This is a genomic window from Streptomyces sp. NPDC004134, assembly GCF_042874195.1.
GTDB lineage: Bacteria > Actinomycetota > Actinomycetes > Streptomycetales > Streptomycetaceae > Streptomyces.
In genome coordinates this window covers 130,002-144,195 of record NZ_JBIAMS010000012.1, presented here as the reverse complement: position 1 = coordinate 144,195, position 14,194 = coordinate 130,002, and the positions used below count along the sequence as shown (strand labels likewise).

At 75.3% G+C, this 14,194-nt stretch carries 12 protein-coding genes; 7 read left to right on the top strand and 5 right to left on the bottom strand.

Features of this window, described 5'->3' with window-relative positions; all coding sequences use genetic code 11:
- Window positions 1-43 precede the first annotated feature (43 nt).
- On the bottom strand, window positions 44-985 hold the full coding sequence (locus tag ACFYVJ_RS17380; RefSeq protein WP_388892126.1) for a hypothetical protein: 942 nt from the start codon (window positions 983-985) through the stop codon (window positions 44-46).
- Between the two features lie 79 nt (window positions 986-1,064).
- On the opposite strand from ACFYVJ_RS17380, the gene ACFYVJ_RS17375 reads away from it, so the two are divergent.
- Complete coding sequence (locus ACFYVJ_RS17375; protein ID WP_388892123.1) at window positions 1,065-1,535, top strand: PPOX class F420-dependent oxidoreductase; 471 nt, start codon at window positions 1,065-1,067, stop codon at window positions 1,533-1,535.
- Window positions 1,536-1,544: 9 nt separating this feature from the next.
- Here ACFYVJ_RS17375 and ACFYVJ_RS17370 read toward each other — a convergent pair whose 3' ends face one another.
- Window positions 1,545-3,305: a beta-galactosidase gene (locus tag ACFYVJ_RS17370; protein ID WP_388892120.1), complete on the bottom strand. Its 1,761-nt coding sequence runs from the start codon at window positions 3,303-3,305 to the stop codon at window positions 1,545-1,547.
- 148 nt (window positions 3,306-3,453) lie between these two features.
- Between ACFYVJ_RS17370 and ACFYVJ_RS17365 the strand changes: the two genes are divergently transcribed.
- A complete protein-coding gene (locus ACFYVJ_RS17365; protein WP_388892117.1) occupies window positions 3,454-4,359 on the top strand; it encodes a helix-turn-helix domain-containing protein in 906 nt (301 codons plus the stop codon).
- Window positions 4,360-4,401: 42 nt separating this feature from the next.
- Here ACFYVJ_RS17365 and ACFYVJ_RS17360 read toward each other — a convergent pair whose 3' ends face one another.
- The gene (locus tag ACFYVJ_RS17360) at window positions 4,402-5,409 is read right to left on the bottom strand and encodes a DMT family transporter (RefSeq protein WP_388892114.1); all 1,008 of its coding nucleotides are present in this window, start codon (window positions 5,407-5,409) and stop codon (window positions 4,402-4,404) included.
- Window positions 5,410-5,466: 57 nt separating this feature from the next.
- Between ACFYVJ_RS17360 and ACFYVJ_RS17355 the strand changes: the two genes are divergently transcribed.
- Window positions 5,467-5,826, top strand: a complete 360-nt coding sequence (locus ACFYVJ_RS17355) for a chorismate mutase (RefSeq protein ID WP_388892111.1) — start codon at window positions 5,467-5,469, stop codon at window positions 5,824-5,826.
- A gap of 108 nt (window positions 5,827-5,934) precedes the next feature.
- Here ACFYVJ_RS17355 and ACFYVJ_RS17350 read toward each other — a convergent pair whose 3' ends face one another.
- Complete coding sequence (locus ACFYVJ_RS17350) at window positions 5,935-6,492, bottom strand: dihydrofolate reductase family protein (protein WP_388892108.1); 558 nt, start codon at window positions 6,490-6,492, stop codon at window positions 5,935-5,937.
- A gap of 302 nt (window positions 6,493-6,794) precedes the next feature.
- Window positions 6,795-7,643 (bottom strand): hypothetical protein, encoded by an 849-nt coding sequence (locus ACFYVJ_RS17345; RefSeq protein ID WP_388892105.1) that lies wholly within the window; start codon window positions 7,641-7,643, stop codon window positions 6,795-6,797.
- 103 nt (window positions 7,644-7,746) lie between these two features.
- Here ACFYVJ_RS17345 and pepN point away from each other — a divergent pair, with 103 nt between their 5' ends.
- From pepN to ACFYVJ_RS17325, 4 genes are all read left to right on the top strand, one after another.
- Window positions 7,747-10,299, top strand: coding sequence for an aminopeptidase N (gene pepN / locus ACFYVJ_RS17340; RefSeq protein WP_388892102.1), 2,553 nt, complete (start codon window positions 7,747-7,749; stop codon window positions 10,297-10,299).
- Between the two features lie 207 nt (window positions 10,300-10,506).
- Window positions 10,507-11,964: a pyridoxal phosphate-dependent decarboxylase family protein gene (locus tag ACFYVJ_RS17335; protein ID WP_388892099.1), complete on the top strand. Its 1,458-nt coding sequence runs from the start codon at window positions 10,507-10,509 to the stop codon at window positions 11,962-11,964.
- Window positions 11,954-13,372: a lysine N(6)-hydroxylase/L-ornithine N(5)-oxygenase family protein gene (locus ACFYVJ_RS17330; protein ID WP_388892096.1), complete on the top strand. Its 1,419-nt coding sequence runs from the start codon at window positions 11,954-11,956 to the stop codon at window positions 13,370-13,372. The genes ACFYVJ_RS17335 and ACFYVJ_RS17330 overlap by 11 nt, the downstream gene beginning before the upstream one ends.
- Window positions 13,369-14,076 carry an SIMPL domain-containing protein gene (locus tag ACFYVJ_RS17325; protein WP_388892093.1) on the top strand — a complete coding sequence of 236 codons (708 nt, stop codon included), beginning with the start codon at window positions 13,369-13,371 and terminating at the stop codon, window positions 14,074-14,076. Before ACFYVJ_RS17330 ends, ACFYVJ_RS17325 begins: the two co-directional genes overlap by 4 nt.
- Window positions 14,077-14,194: the final 118 nt, after the last annotated feature.

Below are 14,194 nucleotides of genomic sequence, written 5' to 3'. Positions count from 1 at the left end.
CGGCACGTACCGGCCCGCGGACCCCGGGGGTTCCGCGGGCCGGTCACGTGTCGCACTCCAGCACCGCCTTGCACAGCCCGCAGCGCGCCCGTACGAACCCGCGCACCGGCACCCGGATCCGCTGGTGGCAGACGGGGCACGGGAACGACACCCGCATCGGGGGCCCCGCCTCGAAGGCGTAGCCGTCCACGGGGGCGGCCGTCGTCGTCAGCCCGCCGCCCGGCTCGCCGCCCGTCTCCCCGCCCGCCGCGCCCAGGAACAGCTCCTGCGCTCGCCTGCGGTCCCTGGTGTACCGGTGCCGGCCCAGCCGGCCGCTCGCCGTCAGCGGCGGGCGGGCGGCGTCCCGGCGCGCCATGCGCATGCCTTCGGTGTACGCCTCGTACGCCTGCGGGCTGGTGAACCAGACTTCCGGGTTCTCGCCGAAGGCGAGGGCGCGCTTGGCGACGACGTAGCCGAACTCCTCGGGCGTCAGATAGCCGAACCGCTGCGAGGCGCCGCCGCCCTCCCGGAAGGCGTCCAGCAGCAGCCAGCCCGCGCCGAGGTAGGCGGTCGCGGTGTCGGTGAGGATCTCGTTCTCCCCGGTGTCGGGGAAGGACAGGTCGAGGCGGTCCAGATAGACGTGCATCACCTCGTGCGCCAGCGCCCCGCCGATGTCCCTGCGGTGGTCGCGGAAGCGCGGGTTCAGCTCGACGAAGTACTCCGGCCCCGCGGCCAGCTCCACGACCGCGGCCTCCGGCATCTCCCGGAAGCCGACGATCACCCGCGCGTCCGGCAGCCGCAGATGCTGCACCAGCGTGTGCGCCACGCGCTGGACGCCGAGGTACAGATCCTCGTCCGCGGCCAGGGCGACGTCGGCCGGGGGGACGCTGACCGCGAAGTCGGCGTGCAGGACGTCCGCGGTGAGCCGCCGGTAGAGCGCCGTCAGGGCCGACCGCACGGTCCGCAGATGCGGAAAGCCGTGCACGACCTCGCTCGCGCTGTCCACCTGCGACCCCCAGGGTCCGACTCCAGCCCACTGTACGGGCCCCGTGCCGCGCGGCCCGGTGCGACGTATCGTGACGCGCATGAGCCCCAACATCGCCACCAACACCCGGGTCGACCTCGCCGGGCTGCTCGACTTCGTCCGGCCCAGGCACCGGGCCCTGCTGCTCACCCGGCGGGCCGACGGCTCGCCGCAGGCGTCGCCGCTGACCTGCGGGGTGGACGACGCGGGGCGGATCGTGGTGTCCACGTACCCGGAGCGGGCCAAGACGCGCAACGCGCGGCGCGACCCGCGGGCCGGGATCGTGGTGCTGTCCGACGAGTGGGACGGGCCGTGGGTGCAGGTCGACGGCGCGGCGGAGGTGATCGACGCGACGGAGGACGTGGAGCCGTTCGTGGAGTACTTCCGCAACATCGCGGGGGAGCACCCCGACTGGGACGAGTACCGCGAGGCCATGGTGCGGCAGGGGAAGTCGCTGATCCGGATCACGCCGGAGCGGTGGGGTCCGGTGGCCACCGGGGGCTTCCCGGCGCGGCTGTCGGAGGGGGCGTAGCCCCGCGGGTCAGGACGGCGGCGGGGCGAGCAGCGGCTCGCCGCCGGGCTCGACCAGCTCCAGCAGCAGCACCTCGTTGGCGCCCGTGCGGAGCACCGGGCCCGGGACGTACAGCGACTCCTGCGGTCCCACCGCCCAGTAGCGGCCCAGGCAGAAGCCGTTCACCCACGCCCAGCCCCGGCCCCAGCCGGGCAGCGTGAGCGCGGCGTCGCCGGGCTTCGCGATCTGCGCCGACGCCCGGTACAGCCCCGTGCCGCCCGTGTCCGGCGGGCCGTACGAGAGCGCCGCCACCGCCTCCGTGTCGTCGAAGGCGTCGAGGCGCAGCCCCCGGGCCCGTACGCCGTGCACGTACTGGCGCTCGTGCAGCAGCCCGCCAGTGATTCCCTTCGGCTCGCCCAGCCGCGGGCCGTAGTTGACGCGGCCCAGCGACTCCACCCACACCTCGACCTCGGCCGGACCCGCGACGTCCCCGAGCGGCGCCTCCTCGCCCTCCAGCGCGATCCGCCGCTCGCCGGCCGCGTCCCGCACGTATGCCAGCGCCACGTCGCGCAGTCCGGTGACCAGCAGCGGGTACGGGCGCCGCGGGCCGGGGATACGGAAGAGGTAGCGGACGAGACCGCGGTCGACGTCCAGTTCCTCGAACGTCGGCGGCGTCCCGTGCTCCCGCTCCGGGCCGCCCAGCGCCGCCAGCACCCGGGCCGCCGGCACGTGCCCGTCGACCGGCGCCGGCACGGCCGCGGGGAGGGCCGGGGGCGGGGGCGGCGGGTCGGGGAGCGGGCCGGCCGCGTACCGGGCCAGCACTTCGCGGAACGCCTCGAACTTCGGCGTGGCCCGCCCGTACTCGTCGACCGGCGCGCCGTAGTCGTACGACGTGACGTCCGGCTGGAGCGCCCCGCGGTGCAGGTCGCCCGCACGGTTCGCGCCCGCCCTGCCGCCGAAGCTGGTGCCGCCGTGCGCCATGTAGAAGTTCACCGACGCGCCGCAGTCGAGGATCTCCGCCAGCACCGCCGCGGCGTCCGCCGGTTCCCGTACGACGTGCTCCGCACCCCAGTGGTCGAACCAGCCGCACCAGAACTCCGCGCACATCAGCGGCCCGTCGGGACGGTGCCTGCGCAGCGTCGCGAACGCCTCCCGGGCGCCGGAGCCGAAGGTCACCGCCGCCGGCAGTCCCGGCAGCGAGCCGCCGGTGAGCATGTGGTCCTCGGGCCCGTCCGCCGTGAACAGCGGCACGGTCACGCCGCGGGCCCGCAGCCCGTCGGCGAGATGGCGCAGATAGGCGCGGTCGCTGCCGTACGAGCCGTACTCGTTCTCCACCTGCACCATCAGCACCGGACCGCCCCGCGTCACCTGCCGGGCGGCCACCTGCGGCAGCACCGCGTCGAACCAGTCGTCCACGGCGGCCAGGAACTCCGGGTCGCGGGTGCGCACCCGCGCGCCCAGCGGTCCCGTCAGCCAGTGTGGCAGCCCGCCGTTCTCCCACTCGGCGCAGATGTACGGACCGGGGCGGACGAGCACCCACAGCCCCGCGGCCTGCGCGGCGTCGATGAAGCGGCCGGCGGCCGCGACGTCCTCGTAGCGGCCGGGGTGCGGCTCGTGCAGGTTCCAGGGGACGTACGCCTCCACGCAGTTCAGGCCCATCGCGCGGAGCATCGCGAGGCGGTGGCCCCACTGCGCCTCGTGCACCCGGAAGTAGTGCATGGCCCCGGACAGCAGCCGCACCGGCCGTCCGTCGAGAAGAAAACTGTCGCCTTCCACCGTGAACTCAGGCACCGATTCCCGCCGTTCGTCGCCGATTGCCGGGCAAATACTCTCGCCCCCTGGCCACCCGCCCGTCCATGGACAAAGATCGACGGTGCTTGGACTCGGCGCTTGGACCCGGTGCCCGGACCCGGCGGCGGCGATGCAAGGAGGGCGGGCGATGAGCCACCACACGTGGATGCGCTACTTCACCCCCGGTCCGGTGCACCGCAAGCTCGGCCTGGTCTGCCTGGGCGTCGGCCTGCAGTACGGCGACCTGCCGGTCGTCGGGCCGCGCACGCTCGACCACCACGTCGCCGTCGTCATCAGCAGTGGCCGCGGCTGGTTCCGCAACGGCGACGGCCCGGTTCTGGACGTCGCGGCGCCGGCGCTGCTGTGGCTCACCCCGGGCGCCGTCCACCACTACGGGCCCGATCCCGCGACCGGCTGGGACGAGGCGTTCGTCGACTTCACCGGGTCCGCCGTGGCCGCGTACACGGAGCTGGGCTACGTCCAGCCGGAGCGGCCCGTGGTGCCGCTCAGCGACGCCACCGGGCCGCGCACCGTCGTCACCCGCATCGCCCGCGCCGCCCGCCGCGGCAACCCGATGCTGGAGGTCGAGACCTCCGCCGCCGTGCACGACCTGCTCGTGGCGCTGCGCCGGTCGCGCGCGGACATGGCACCGGACGGCGACCCGGTGCTGCCGGCGCTGGCCCGCGACGCCTTCCTGCCGCTGTCCGTCGCCGAGCACGCGGCGCGGCACGGGATGACGACGGCGGAGCTGCGCTCCGCAGTGCGCCGGGCGGCGGGGTGCAGTCCGAAGGACTACCTGCTGGGGATACGGCTCGGCCGGGCGAAGGAGCTGCTGGCCGCCACGGAGCTGCCGATCGCGGCGGTCGCCCGGCGGGTGGGGTACGACGACCCGGCGTACTTCTCACGGCTGTTCACGCGCCGGGTGGGGGTGGCGCCGGTGCACTTCCGCGACCAGCAGGGCCGCACGGCACCCGGCACCTGGAGCGACCGCGCCCCGGACACGGGGGACCCGCCGGTGGCGGAACGGACCCCGCGGGGGCGAGGCCCCGCGTAGGCGGCTGCCGGCCGCTGCCACCCGCGGTCACGGGTCACGCGCTCAGCGCGGGCTCTCCTCCTGGGCCGGTCCTCCGGCCGGCTCCCCGGCCGCCGTCCCGGCCTCCGGCGCCGCACCGGCCGCCGCCGCCCCCGCCGTGCCGCCCGAGGCGACGACGCGTGGGTCGCGGCGGATGCCGCGGCGGCGTGAGACCGCCACGCCCGCCAGGCACAGGGCGCCGCCCAGCAGCGTCGGCACCTCCGGGACCTCGCCCAGGGCCGCCCAGGACATCAGCACCACCAGCGCCGGGACCGCGTACGTCGTGGCGCCCATCTTTCCCGCCGTGGTGCGCTTGAGCGCGTACGCCCACGTCGTGAAGGCCAGCGCCGTCGGGAAGATGCCGAGGTACACCACGTTGGCCGTCGCGGAGAGCGGCGCGTCGCCTGTCTGCCCCGCCAACTGCCCGGCGAACGGCAGGCACAGCACCGCGCCCGTCATGCAGCCGTAGGCCGTGACCTGGAGCGGGGAGGCGTGCGCCAGCGCCGGCTTCTGGCTGACGACCCCGCACGCGTACGTCGCCGCGGCCAGCAGGCACAGCAGCACCCCGCCGAGGGAGGAACTGCCCCCGTCGGACATCGATATGCCCACCACCACGGCGCCCGCGAAGGACACGCCGAGGCCCGCGAGCAGCATCCGCGGGAAGCCCTCCTTCAGCAGCCAGCCGCTGAGCAGCGCCACGAGCATCGGCCCGACGTTCACGACCATCGCGGCCGTGCCCGCGTCGACCAACTGCTCGCCCCAGTTGAGCGCCACCATGTACACCCCGAACCAGAGCGTGCCCGACACGGCGATGCCCGGCCACGCCCCCCGCGGCGGCAGCCCCTCGCGGCGCACGAGCAGGAGCAGCGCCAGCGCGGCCGAGCCGGCCAGGAGCCGGCCGAGCGCCAGCGCACCCGGGCTGAAGTGCTCGCCCGTATCCCGGATGGAGACGAAGGCCGATGCCCACAGCACCACCGTCACCGCCGCCGCGGCCATCGCCCGCCGGTCCGCCCCCGCCTGCACGTTTGCCATGCCCAGGAAGGTAACAGCCGGCACTGACAACCGGCCCGCCCCTGTTACGGTGGCCGGATGACCGACCACTCCACGTCCCCGTCGGCCATGGACGGCCTCTCCGACTCCGATGTACGCGGCGAGCTGGACCGGCTCCGCGACAGCATCGACAACATCGACGCGGCCGTCGTGCACATGCTCGCCGAACGCTTCAAATGCACCCAGCAGGTCGGCCGTCTCAAGGCCGCCCACCACCTGCCGCCCGCCGACCCCGCCCGCGAGGCCCGCCAGATCATCCGCCTCCGCGAGCTGGCGGAGAGCGCCAAGCTGGATCCGGCATTTGCCGAGAAACTTCTCAACTTCATCATCGCCGAGGTCATCCGGCACCACGAGACCATCGCCAACTCCGCCGCCCCGGGGGCCTCCGGGGGCGAGTGACCGCGTGCAGGCCCGTCCCCGGGATCTCGACGGGTGCGGTGGACGGCAGCGACGAGTCGTTCTTCTCGATCTTCCAGGGCCCGTTCCGCGCGGGCACCCGGCGGCGGCTCACCGGGTCCGGTAGCGGGCGTAGATCAGTCCGCTGCCGAAGGCACGCTCCTCGACCAGCTCCAGGTCGAGGCGTACGCCCCCGGGGAAGAACGGCGTGCCGCCGCCGACCACGCTCGTGGTGATGAACAGGTGGTACTCGTCCACCAGGCCGGCCGCGATCGCCTGCGCCGCGAGGTTCGGCCCGTCGACGGTGAGGTCGTGAGCGGACTCGGCCTTCAGTCTGCGTACCGCTTCCGGGTCGAAGCTCCGCTCGATCCTGGTCTTCGCGCTGGACACCGACTCCAGCGTCGTGGAGTACACGACCTTCTCCGCGGCCTGCCAGTCGCGGGCGTACTGCAGGATGTGCGGCGGGTGGCCGGGCTCGGTGTGCGCGGTCTCCCAGTAGACCATCGTCTCGTACATCCGCCGGCCGTAGAGGTACGTGCCGACGGGGCGGAAGAGGTCGTTGATGAAGGTGTGCACCTCCGGGTCCTCGGCGCCCCTGCCGAGGTCGCCCTCGGCCGCCTTGGCGTAGCCGTCGAGCGAGGTGATCATCGAGTAGACGAGCTTTCCCATGTGTCTCCTTCGGGTACGGCGCGCCGGTCCGGCGGCCTCTGCGGATTGTGACTTCCGCACCGCCCGGAACTCATCGGCCGGCCGCCGGGCGTGTCACCACTTTGCGAAGGCGCCGTCCTCGTACGTCCAGGTGGGCGACCCCGCCGCGAGCGGCCCCCGCACCACGGCCGCGCGGACCGCGTCCGTCGTAGACCTCGGCGGGGGTGGCGATGCGGAAGACCTCGGTGATCCCGCTGGAGGCGGCGCCGCCCTTCGGCTGAGCGGCCCCGCACCGCACACGCGGGGGAGCCGCCCCGCTCGTGCTACGGCCCCTCGTGCGCCGCGTACGCCCCGCCGCCCGCGTCGTACGCCGCGAAGGTCCGCTCGGGCAGCAGCCAGCCCTCCTCGTGGAAGATCCGCGTCCCCGCCTCCCGCACGCCGGCGTCGGCCCCCACGCGCGCGACCCAGTCGCGGGGCGCCGGGCCCAGGAGGTCCCGCAGCCGGGCGGAGGCGGCGAGGAGGCGGGCGAGGAGGGCGGGTTGGTCCGGGGTGTGGGGGAGCGGACGGCCGCGGCCGTCGGAGAGGATGCCGCGGGTGTTGTAGTAGACGTATGTGTCCGGCAGCCGCCCGCCGCCGGGCAGCCGCACCGGGAACTCCGCGGCCGGCAGCAGGGCGCGCCCGTAGTTGGGCATCTCCGTGCTGTCCACGGCGCGCAGTTGCCCGTCGTCCAGCCACGTCACCCACAGCCGCGACTCGGCGGAAGCTTCGGCGTACGGGGCGGCCGCGACGTACCCCGGCGCGCTGATGTGCCCCGAGACGCCGACCCCGAGGCCGCCGGCGGTGACCGGGGAGACCGGCACGACGGCGGGCAGCCCCAGGTGCGTCAGCTTGTGCCGCACCTGCCCCGGCGCCGCGTTGGACCCCAGCGCCAGCACCGGCGCCCGCGCCGCCACCGGCGGCTGCCCGAGCGCCGCCAGCGCCTCGTCCAGCCCCGTGTCCGTACCGCCGTCCGCGACCCGCCACCGCCCCACCCCGCCCGGCGCGGGCCGCAGCGGCAGCAGCCGGTCGCCGGCGAGCAGCGAGGGTCCCGGCACCGGCGGTCCCGGATACGCCAGCGGCTCCAGCAGGGGTACGGTCGCGAGGCCCAGCGCCTCCAGGGTTCTGTCCGGCACGCCGAGCAGCGTAGTCCCGCCGCCCGCGCCCCGGACGCGGGTTCGAGGCCCGACCCCGCCCGGGTGTCGTCGTACCCGCAGGTCGTGAGGCAGCATAAGGCCCATGCCCGCACTCACCCGCGCCGAGGCGCAGCTCCGCGCCGACCTGCTGGACGTCCGCCACTACGCCGTCGACCTCGACCTGACGCGCGGTGAGGAGGTCTTCGGCTCCAGCACCGTCATCACCTTCGCCGCCCGCGCGGCGGCGGAGACGTTCGTGGAGATCCGGCCCGCCGAGCTGGTACGCGCCACGCTCGACGGCCGGGACCTCGACACCGGCGCGCTCGACGACAACCGGCTCGCGCTGCAACTCGCCGAGGGCGAGCACGAACTGCGCGTCGAGGCCGTCATGGGCTACTCGCGCACCGGCGAGGGCGTGCACCGCTTCACCGACCCCGCCGACGGCGAGACGTACGTCTACAGCCAGCTCTTCCTGGACGACGTGCAGCGCGCCTTCGCCGCGTTCGACCAGCCCGACCTCAAGGCCGTCTTCGACGTCTCCGTCACCGCGCCCGCCGGCTGGACCGTACTCGGCAACGGCATCGCCCACCAGGAAGCGGACGCGGGTCCCGGCGCCGATCCCGAAGCCGGTGTGCGCTGGCGGCTGACCACCACCCCGCCGCTGGCCACCTACCTGGTCGCCGTCGCCGCCGGACCGTGGCACTCCGTCCACACCGAGCACGCCGGGCTGCCCTTCGGCCTGCACTGCCGCCGCTCGCTCGCCGCCCACCTCGACGCCGACGCGGAGGAGCTGTTCGACGTCACCCGGCGCTGCTTCGACCGCTACCACGAGCGGTTCGCCGAGCCGTACCCCTTCGACTCCTACGACCAGGCGTTCGTCCCGGAGTTCAACGCCAACGCCATGGAGAACCCGGGCCTGGTCACCTTCCGCGACGAGTTCGTCTACCGCTCCGCCGTCACCGACACCGAGCGCCAGACCCGTGCCATGGTCATCGCGCACGAGATGGCGCACATGTGGTTCGGCGACCTGGTCACGCTGCGCTGGTGGGACGACATCTGGCTGAACGAGTCCTTCGCCGAGTACATGGGCTACCAGATCCTCGCCGAGGCCACCCGCTTCACCGGCACCTGGACCGACTTCGCCATCGCCCGTAAGAGCTGGGGCTACGACGCCGACCAGCGGCCCTCCACGCACCCCGTCGCCCCGCCGCGCGTCCCCGACAGCGCCTCCGCGCTGCAGAACTTCGACGGCATCTCGTACGCGAAGGGCGCCTCCGCGCTGCGCCAACTCGTCGCCTGGATGGGCGAGAAGGACTTCTTCGCCGGGCTCGACGACTACTTCTCCCGGCACCGCTTCGGCAACGCCACCCTCGCCGACTTCATCGAGTCCATGGACCGCGCCTCCGGCCGCGACGTGCCCGAGTGGGCCGACGCCTGGCTGCGCACCACCGGCGTCGACACCTTCCGCCCGGAGACCTGGCAGGGCGAGGACGACGTGTGGGTGCTGGAGGTGGAGCACACCGGGCGCCGCCCGCACCGGCTGGACGTCGGCCTCTACGACGAGGTCCCCGGCGAGCCGGGCCGGATGGTGCTGCGCGAGACGGTGGCGCAGGAGTTCGCCGAGGACCTCGGGCTGAAGTCCGCGTCCGCGGAGGGCCGGGCGCCGGACCTCGTGCTCGTCAACGACGGCGACCTCACCTACGCCAAGATCCGGCTCGACGAGGGCTCCTGGGAGACCGCGCTGCGCTGTCTGTCCGGCATCCCCGACCCGCTCAGCCGCGCCGTGCTGTGGAACGCCGCCCGCGACATGGTGCGCGACGCCGAACTCCCGCCTGCCGACTACCTCCGAGCCGCCGCCGCGCACCTGCCGGCCGAGGACGACCTCGCCGTCGTCCAGGGCGTGCTGGCCTTCGCCCGCGGGCCGGTCGCGGGCGTCTACGTCCCCGACGCGGACCGCCCCGCGGCCCGCGCGACGGTCGCGGAGACCTGCCGCGAGCTGCTGCGCCGCACCGACGACGACAGCGACCCCGGGCTGCGGCTCGCGGCCGTACGCGCCCTCATCGACTGCGCGGACGAGCCCGACGAGGTACGCGACTGGCTCGCCGCCGGCACCGTGCCCGGCGGCCCCGTGCTCGACCCCGACCTGCGCTGGCGCTGCCTCGCCCGGCTCGCCGTCCTCGGCGCCGTGACCCCGGAGCGGATCGAGGCGGAGGTGGCGCGCGACCCCGGCGCGTCGGCGCAGGAGGGCGCGGCGCGGTGCCTCGCCGCGCTGCCGGACGCCGGGGCGAAGGCGGCCGCCTGGGAGTCGATGTACGGGGGCGCGGGCGGCGCCGCCGAGCTCTCCAACTACCTGTTCACCGCCACCGCGCTGGGCTTCTGGCAGCCGGAGCACCGCGAGGTGCTGGCGCCGTACGTGCCGCGCTGGTTCGCCGAGACCCCGGCGCTCGCCGAGCGCCGCGGCCCGGCCATCGCCGAGGCGGCGGGGCGCTCCGGGTTCCCGCGGGGGTTCGTGGACGCGGAGACGCTGCGGCTCGGCGAGGAGTGCCTGGAGCGGGACGACCTGCTGCCGGCGCTGCGGCGGCGGCTGGCCGACCAGCTCGACGACCTGGGCCGGGCGCTGCGCGTACGCGAGGCGGCGGACACCGGGGGCGAGTAGCGGCACGGGGCCGGGCGGGGCTGCCGGAACGGCGTCGCGCCCGGCCCCGTAGCAGATCGTGGAACGCGTCCCTCCGCGTCCTGACGCGTTCCCACGTACGGGCGAACTCCCGGGCAGAACGGTGCGTTTCGGAGAAATGGCGGAAGTAGGTTAGGGCCGCCTCACCTCACCACCGGTCCTCCGGGACCGGCGCCCTCAGGAGCCTGCATGCCCGCTGCCGCCGAAGCCGCCCTCGCGGGCGGCCCCGCCGGCCCCCGCGCCCTCCGCCCGTACCTCGACACCGTCCTCGCCGCCCTCGGCGACGGCGCCGACCGCCGCCGGGGGCCGCTGCCCGCCGGCGGCCCGGCGGCCGTCGCCGCGCGGGTGCGCGAAGCCGTCCGCCCCGTGCTGCCCGACACCGGCGTCGGCGCGGACGCGGCCCTCGCCGCACTCGTCCGCGTCCTCGCCGAAGGCGCCGCCGACCCGGCGGACCCGCACTGCGCCGCCCACCTGCACGCCCCGCCGCTCGCCGTCGCCGCGGCCGCGGACCTCGCGGCCGGCGCGCTCAACCCGTCGCTGGACTCCTGGGACCAGGCCCCGGCCGCCGCCGAGCTGGAGGCCGAGGTGGCCGCCGCCGTCGCCGCCGAGGTGCACCCCGGCGCCGCCCGGCCCGACGCGCTGGCCACCACGGGCGGCACGGAGGCCAACCAGCTCGCGCTGCTGCTCGCCCGCGAACTCCTCGGCCCCGGCGTGCAGGTGGTCGCGGGCGCCAACGCCCACCACAGCGTGCGGCGCGCCGCGTGGCTGCTGGGCATGCGCGCCCCGCACGTCGTGCCGACGCCGCGCGGCGTCCTGGACCCCGCCGCCGTACGGGACGTGCTCGCGGACGTCCGCGGTCCCGGCGGCGCCCCGGGCCCGGCGCTGGTGGTCGCCACCGCCGGCACCACCGACGCCGGCGCCGTCGACCCGCTGCCGGAGCTCGCCGACGCCGCCGCGGCACACGGCGCCCGGCTGCACGTGGACGCCGCGTACGGCGGGCTGCTGCTGCTCGCCCCGCGCCGCGCGCACCTCGTCGCCGGGCTCGACCGGGCCCACACCGTCGCGCTCGACCTGCACAAGCTGGGCTGGCAGCCGATCGCCGCCGGCTTCCTGGCCGTACGCGACGACGCCGACCTGGCGCCGCTCGCGTACACCGCCGACTACCTCAGCGCCGACGACGACACCGACGCCGGGCTGCCCGCCCTGCTGCACCGCTCGCTGCGCACCACGCGCCGCGCCGACGTGCTCAAGGTCGCCGTCACGCTGCGGGCGCTGGGCCGCGCCGGGGTCGCGGAGCTGGTGGAGGGGACGTTCACCGCGGCGGCGCGGCTCGCGGAGCTGGTCGGGGAGGACCCGGAGCTGGAGCTGTACGCGCCGCCGACGCTGACCACGGTTCTCTTCCGGCCCGCCGGCGCCGACGACGCCGCGGTCGCCGCGCTGCGGCGGCGGCTGCTGTACGACGGGCACGCGGTGCTCGGCCGCGCCGAGGCGGGCGGGCGGCGCTGGCTGAAGGCCACGCTGCTCAACCCCCATGTCCAGCCGGGCGATCTGCGCAACCTGCTCAAGCTCGTCACCGAGGCCCACCGGGCACCGGCCCCTTCGCCCCGGCAGGAACTGGAGAACGGAACCGTCCCCGATGCCCGCTGAGCACACCGGCCGCCGGCGCCCCCTGGACCTCGCCGGGATCGGCATCGGCCCGTTCAACCTCTCGCTCGCCGCCCTCGCCGCCCGCGTCCGTGGGCTGACCACCGCGTTCTACGAGCGCCGCCCGGAGTTCCGCTGGCACCCCGGGCTGCTCATCGAGGGCACCACGCTCCAAGTGCCCTTCCTCGCCGACCTCGTCACGCTCGCCGACCCCACCAGCCCCTTCAGCTTCCTCAACTACCTTCGGGTGCGCGAGCGGCTCTACCCCTTCTACTTCGCCGAGCGCTTCCACGCCCACCGCGCCGAGTACGACGCGTACTGCCGCTGGGTCAGCGGGCAGCTTCCCGGCCTGCACTTCGGCCACCAGGTCGAGGACGTCCGCTGGAACGCCGAAAGCGGCCTCTTCGAGGCCGACTTCGCCCAGCTCGACGCCGCCGGCGAGGCCGCCGCGCTGGGCCGCGCGCACGCCCGGCACCTCGTCGTGGGGGTGGGCACCGAGCCGTACGTACCGGAGGCGCTGCGCCCGCTCGTCGGCTCGCCCACGGCCGACGTCGTGCACTCCGCCGACTACCTGCCCCACCGCGCCCGCCTCGCCGCCGCCGGGCACGTCACCGTCATCGGCGCCGGGCAGTCCGGCGCGGAGGTCTTCCTCGACCTGCTGCGGGCCCGGCCCGCGGGCGCGGAGGGGCTGCACTGGCTGGCCCGGTCCCCGGCGTTCGCGCCGATGGAGTACAGCAAGCTGGGCCTGGAGCAGTTCACGCCCGACTACGCGCGCTACTTCCACGGGCTGCCCGAGGAGGTGCGCGACGATCTGCTGCCCCGGCAGTGGCAGTTGTACAAGGGCATCGACGGCGAGACCATCGCCGCCGTGCACGACGAGCTGTACCGCCGCACCCTCGGCGGCGGCTGGCCCGACGTGGTCCTCACCCCCGGCGTCACCGTACGCACCGCGGGCCGCCTCGGCTCGGACCGCATCGAACTGCACCTGGAGCACGCCGCGCAGGGCGCCCGCGAGACGCTGCGCACCGACGCCGTGGTGCTCGCCACCGGCTACCGCGAGCGCCCGCTCGACGGCCTCCTCGCCCCGCTGGAGCCGCTGCTGCAGCGCGACGCCGCGGGCCGTCCGCAGGTCGACGAGCGGCACCGCCTCGTGCTCGACCCCGAGGTCACGGGCCGGATCTACGTCCAGAACGCCGAGCGGCACACGCACGGCGTCGGCGCCCCCGACCTGGGCCTGGCCGCGCACCGCAGCGCCGTCATCCTCGACGACGTCACCGGCGCGGAGCCGTACCCGCTGCCGAGCCGTACCGCCTTCACCACCTTCGGGCTCCGGCAGACCCGGCGCGCACGCCCCGGTGAACCGGCGCCCCCCGGCCCGCGCGCGCCGGACCCTGGCACAGTAAGGGCATGACGAACCCGCCCCCCGCTTCCGCCCCGCCCCCCTACGGCACCCCGGACCAGCCGCGCCTCGCCGTCCGCGGCGAGGCGCGGCTCGAAGTCGACCCGGAGATCGCCCGGATCGCCGTCACCGTCGCCGTCCGCGGCACCGACCGGCGCACCGCGCTGGAGGATCTGACCCGCCGGAACGCCGAGGCGCGCGACCTGATCAGGTCGTACGGCGACGCGGTCGAGAAGCTGGAGACGGGCGCGCTGCTCGTGACCCCGGAACTCGGCCGGCACGGCCGCGGCGAGCGCGTGCGCCGCTACCACGGCCGGGTCCGGCTGGCCGCGACGTTCAGCGACTTCACCGCGCTCGGCGAGCTGAGCACCCGGGCCGCCGACCTCGAACTCACGAGTGTCGAGGGGCCGTGGTGGGCGCTGCGCCCGGACTCGCCGGTGCACCGCGAGGCGCGGCAGCAGGCGGTGCGGGAGGCGGTGACGCGGGCCCGCGAGTACGCGGAGGCGATGGGCGCCGAGCTGACGGCCGTGCTGGAGATCGCCGACGAGGGCGCGGAGCGGCAGGAGGCGTGGATGGCGACGGAGGCGACCCGGGGCTACGGCGGCCTCGCGGTACCCGGCGGGGAGGCGGCCCCCGCGCTCGACCTCGAACCTCAGCGACAGACTGTCTACGCACGGGTGAACGCAAGGTTCACCATGACCCGTCCGCAACTCTGAAAGCGCTCATCAGAGCAGCGGCCCGCACGTTTTATTAGTTGTCAGCTCGATCTCAATAGACCTTCGCTCAAATGTCGTTGGGGAATGGCCAATACCCGGTTCCCTACCTGCCGGTAAG